Origin of the sequence: Thermogemmatispora sp. (assembly GCF_042408735.1) — a bacterium.
GTDB lineage: Bacteria > Chloroflexota > Ktedonobacteria > Ktedonobacterales > Ktedonobacteraceae > Thermogemmatispora.
Genome location: NZ_JBHOQV010000059.1, coordinates 1 through 1,592, shown reverse-complemented (window position 1 = coordinate 1,592; position 1,592 = coordinate 1). Strand labels below are relative to the sequence as shown.

General features: G+C 55.8%; 1 protein-coding gene. It reads right to left on the bottom strand.

All coding sequences use genetic code 11. The features are described 5' to 3' along the window. Positions 1-158 precede the first annotated feature (158 nt). Positions 159-1,226: a phospholipase D-like domain-containing protein gene (locus ACFMO7_RS04570; RefSeq protein WP_376794343.1), complete on the bottom strand. Its 1,068-nt coding sequence runs from the start codon at positions 1,224-1,226 to the stop codon at positions 159-161. Positions 1,227-1,592 lie beyond the last annotated feature (366 nt).

Below are 1,592 nucleotides of genomic sequence, written 5' to 3'. Positions count from 1 at the left end.
CGAACGGATCTCTGAGGGTCTGGTATATTTTCTGTGCCTAATGGTCGTCAGGCTTCACCAGCTGACTGCACGTCTCTCCCCTGTAAATAGATTGTATGGGAATTGCGCATGCCCGTCAAGGCTGCTCTCTTCTCACGCCACAATCGAGCACGGCGCTTTCAACCGATCGCTTCCGTCACTAGCCTTTCAATAGTGGCCCGATCCTCACCGTAATGCTGAGCCAGCCGCTGAATGGCTAGCTCCCGTAGCTGAACACGCACCTCGGGGGTCAGGGCCTTCATCAGAGCCGGGTTGACACTGTAGTAGTCTCCATCGGAACTCATCTCCAGCAGTCCTCGACGCTCAAAACGCGGAAAGGGATCAATGCGAATGATCTCGATGAAAGCTCTCTCTCCAAGCTCCGGATCATCAATCGCTGCTCTCCTCTCACCACGCTGTCTCTCACGGGGCAATCCCGCCTGATCACGCAGCTGATAGAAGCGGCGGAAACAGGCTGCTGCCTCACTTTGAGAGAAGAAGCCACGCTCATCGGCGCGGGTTAACATAACGAGGCAAAGCAGCATTTGATAGGCATAGACCATGCGCGTTTCCTGTAGATAGCTCACCAATTCTTCGAGAGCCTGACGCTGAATATTTTCAGGTATTAAGAGCGTGGGCTGCTCTGCTGGCTGGAGACCACTTCTGCAGAGATAGTCTGCATATTCCCTCTCTTTGACCTGATGACCTAGTCTTCTTCCGGCGTCCTCCAGCAGCTGGCAGAGGTCTTCCGTGAGGAGGTGGGCCTGGCCTCGATATGCTTCCAGGAAGGCTTCCAGGTCTGTGAACAGCTTGCTCACTCTCCGCCCCTGGACCAGCAGGTTGAGTTCGATATTGAGATCCAGGCCGTTAACGGTGAGGTTTGAGGAGCCGATCATGGCCCAGGCCTGGCCGTTCCTGGTGCCATAATAGACTTTGGGATGAAAGACGGTGCCCCGAGTGGCCAGATAGATAAAGACCTCCGCCCCCCACCCCTGGAGTTGCCTCAAGGCCGCTACCCGATTGATAGGTGTTACGCCTACGGTGATGCGCGTGCGATTGGCCGCTCTGATGAGGGGGCTGAGACTGAGCACGCCGCCGGGTGAGACGTAGGCAATGGCTAGCTCCAGCTCCATGCCCTGGTAATCCCTGGCCAGTTCTGTTAGCTTCGCCAGTGGCTGCTTTACAAGCTGCACCCTGAGTTCACTCATGTCCTCTTCTCTCCTAAACAGCTTGCTTGTAGGTCAGATACACCTGACCTACCCCTACTCGATACACAAACATAATACTGCTTGCTTCATTCTCTAGCCAAGGCTCCGATGTGGAGAGTCTACCCGCCAAGCTGCTCAGGTTAGGAAGGAAGAGATGACTCAAGCAATAAGGATGGGGGAGCGAGCATCCGAGAAGAGGCTGACAGGGAGCAGCCTGTCCTGTCTTGGGGACTGGTACAGCGATCGTCGCTATGGTACAATTGATGCCAATCAGCAACAGCGCAAGGATGCAGGCGAGGCCCTCCTACCTGTGCGTAGGCGCGCCCATTGAGGGAGTAGCCAACCACCATCGGCCCTGGCAACTGG